Origin of the sequence: Syntrophomonas sp. UBA1041 (assembly GCF_002316705.1) — a bacterium.
In the GTDB taxonomy this organism is placed as follows: Bacteria; Bacillota; Syntrophomonadia; order Syntrophomonadales; family Syntrophomonadaceae; genus DTU019.
Genome location: NZ_DCEA01000120.1, coordinates 18,298 through 21,278, shown reverse-complemented (window position 1 = coordinate 21,278; position 2,981 = coordinate 18,298). Strand labels below are relative to the sequence as shown.

Annotated in this window: 5 protein-coding genes; all 5 read left to right on the top strand. The window is 48.2% G+C overall.

All coding sequences use genetic code 11. From position 1 onward, the window contains the following. Nucleotides 1–1,644: putative PEP-binding protein (locus B2633_RS17420; RefSeq protein ID WP_483171925.1), on the top strand; the 1,644-nt coding region annotated here is incomplete at its 5' end. 137 nt (nucleotides 1,645–1,781) lie between these two features. Continuing rightward, complete coding sequence (locus tag B2633_RS17415; protein ID WP_483171924.1) at nucleotides 1,782–2,072, top strand: type II toxin-antitoxin system RelB/DinJ family antitoxin; 291 nt, start codon at nucleotides 1,782–1,784, stop codon at nucleotides 2,070–2,072. Continuing rightward, complete coding sequence (locus B2633_RS17410) at nucleotides 2,059–2,337, top strand: type II toxin-antitoxin system RelE/ParE family toxin (protein WP_483171923.1); 279 nt, start codon at nucleotides 2,059–2,061, stop codon at nucleotides 2,335–2,337. Before B2633_RS17415 ends, B2633_RS17410 begins: the two co-directional genes overlap by 14 nt. A 49-nt stretch (nucleotides 2,338–2,386) precedes the next feature. Further along, a complete protein-coding gene (locus B2633_RS17405; RefSeq protein WP_481037946.1) occupies nucleotides 2,387–2,560 on the top strand; it encodes a hypothetical protein in 174 nt (57 codons plus the stop codon). 171 nt (nucleotides 2,561–2,731) lie between these two features. Further along, nucleotides 2,732–2,981, top strand: a 250-nt coding sequence (locus tag B2633_RS17400) for a helix-turn-helix domain-containing protein (protein ID WP_483171922.1), incomplete at its 3' end; no start/stop codon positions are given.

Here is a 2,981-nt window from a genome sequence, read left to right as displayed (position 1 = left end):
GGCAAGCGCACCGCCAAAGCCTCGGTCAAAGTGGCTGTGGATATGGTCAACGAAGGACTGATCACCATTGAAGAAGCATTATTGAGGGTTGACGCCGAACAGATCAACCAGCTCCTGCACCGCCAGATAGACAGCAGCTTCAAGGTGGAGCCAATCGCCACCGGCTTGCCGGCTTCTCCCGGAGCAGCCAGCGGCAAAGTCCTGTTCGATGCCGATCAGGCGCAAAAACAGGGCGAGGCTGGTGACAAGGTGGTTTTGGTGCGCAGTGAGACCACTCCGGACGATATTCACGGCATCATATTTGCCCAGGGGATATTAACCTCGCGGGGGGGCATGACCTCGCATGCCGCGGTAGTGGCCAGAGGTATGGGCAAACCGTGTGTATGCGGCTGTGAAGCCATCAAGATCGATGCTGACCAGGGATGTTTCGCGGTGAACGGCCTGATCATCAAAGAAGGAGACACTATAACGATCGACGGGGCTACCGGCAATGTCATGCTGGGAGAGGTTCCCATGATCGAACCCACCCTTTCAAAAGAATTTGAAACCCTTTTAGCCTGGGCTGATGAACATAAAAGACTGGCGGTAAGAGCCAATGCGGACACCCCCGAGGACGCGGCCAAAGCCCGCCAATTCGGGGCTACCGGGATCGGGCTGTGCCGCACCGAGCACATGTTCATGGCCCCGGACAGACTTCCGGTGGTGCAGGAGATGATAATGGCGGAGAGCCTGGCCGACCGGGAAAAGGCCTTGCGCAAACTATTGCCTTTCCAGCGCGAGGATTTCTATGGCATATTAAAGGCCATGTCGCCCTATCCGGTCACAGTGCGGCTCCTGGATCCGCCCTTGCATGAGTTCCTGCCCGACCGGGAAGCCCTCCTGGTGGAAATCGTGGAGATGAAACATCAGGGCATCACTGACAGACGTCTGCTGGACAAAGAAGATCTGCTCAAGAAAATACATAGCCTCTCCGAGGCCAATCCCATGCTGGGGCATCGCGGCTGCCGCCTGGGTCTTACCTACCCCGAGATCTATCGCATGCAGGTGCGGGCTATTTTCGAAGCCCTGGTGTTGTTGAAAAAAGAAAACATCTCTACCTGTGTGGAAATCGAGATACCGCTGGTCATCGACCAGTCCGAACTGGCCATATTAAAAGAGGAAATTACCGCGGTGCATGCTGAGGTAAGCCAGGAGTCCGGTTTAGAACTGGAATACATGTTGGGGACTATGCTGGAACTGCCCCGGGCCTGTGTAATGGCAGACGAATTGGCGGTGGACGCCGAGTTCTTCTCCTTCGGCACCAACGATTTGACTCAGACCACCCTGGGATTCAGCCGCGATGACGCGGAGGGCAAGTTTATCCCGGTGTATCTTGATAAAAAGATTTTAAAAGACAATCCCTTTGCGGTACTGGACCGCAAAGGGGTAGGATCCTTGATGAGATTGGCAGTGGAGAAGGCCAGGAAGACCCGGCCCGATATCCTTATGGGCATCTGCGGAGAGCACGGCGGGGAACCCAGTTCGGTGGAATTCTGCCACATCATCGGTCTGGATTATGTGAGTTGCTCCCCTTATCGGATACCAGTGGCCAGATTAGCGGCCGCCCAGGCGGCTATAAGTGGAGCGGGATTGGGACAGAAGTAAGACTAATTCATAAAATCAAAGCATAAGACGGGGGAAGCTGGAATGGCTTCCCTTATTTTAATGAATGGCACGCATTAGCATTGAAATTGTATATAAAACGCGATACAATGGATGCGATAATATTGGAGGTGAGCACTATGGCTAAATCAGAAACATTGCACATTCGTGTTGAAGCTTCTGTTAAAGCTGGTGTTGAGGCTACCCTCAAAACATTGGGGCTTTCAACCGCGGAAGCGATCAATATATTTCTTCATCAAGTTATTCTTGTAGGCGGGTTACCGTTTGAGGTTAAAAATCCTCAGTACAACGCCGAAACACTTGCCGCTATGCAGGAAGCTCGTGATATCGCAGCTGGCAAAATCCCGGCCAAAAGCTATAATAGCGTAGCAGAGCTGATGGAGGATTTGAACAGCGATGATGAAGATTAACAGAACCTCTCGTTTCAAGAAAGAATTTAGGCTTATGATGAAGCGAGGTTTTGATTCTAAACCCTTTGAATATGTGATTGGCGAATTAATCAATGGACGACCACTAGCACAAAAATACAATGACCATGCATTGAAAGGCAGCTTGGAAGGTTTTAGAGAATGTCATATACAACCGGACTGGCTGCTGATTTATATCATAGAAAACGACGTTCTAACTCTTACGCTCACCCGTACAGGTACTCATGCAGATTTATTTAAGAAATAATGGAAATAGATTTGTGTTCGATTAATAGGAATTTTCAGGAGAATTATTTATGAATCGTGTCGGTCGGCTCTGCTTAATTGTGTTTGCAATTGTTTTGGGCGGTATATCAGGATATGTGCTATTGCCTGGCTTTGAGATTATTAAAATACTTATATTCGCCTTAATCTGCCTTGTATTAGGTGAAGTGTTTTATCAAATTGATAAGCGGATATCGAAAAAATAAATCCAAAGCGTTCCATAATGTGAAATCAGTAAGTGACAAGGGGACAGGGTTATTGACACTAGTGTGACGATGACCCCGTCCCCTTCTCACTCCACCCGATATTTTTTGTGCTCAACATGTCGAGCATCGTAAAAGCAGGCTTGGTATTATGTAGATATGAAGGAGGAGCTAATGTTACACCAATTAAATCATGTGATTGACTACATTGAAGAGCATTTAACTGAGGACCTGTCCCTTGAAATCATTTCTGAGTATGCCGGGGTTTCTGAGTATCACTTTAGAAAGATATTTTTTTATCTTTCAGGGTTGACCCTTAGTGAATATATCAAAAACAGAAAATTGTCGGAAGCGAGTATGGATTTATTGCATGGAAAAAAAGTAACGGACGTTGCTTTGAAATATGGTTATCAGTCCATGGACG

Coding starts and splice junctions, on each gene's coding strand:
- B2633_RS17415 (WP_483171924.1), top strand. CDS start 1,782: ATGGCTAAATCAGAAACATTGCACATTCGTGTTGAAGCTTCTGTTAAA.
- B2633_RS17410 (WP_483171923.1), top strand. CDS start 2,059: ATGATGAAGATTAACAGAACCTCTCGTTTCAAGAAAGAATTTAGGCTT.
- B2633_RS17405 (WP_481037946.1), top strand. CDS start 2,387: ATGAATCGTGTCGGTCGGCTCTGCTTAATTGTGTTTGCAATTGTTTTG.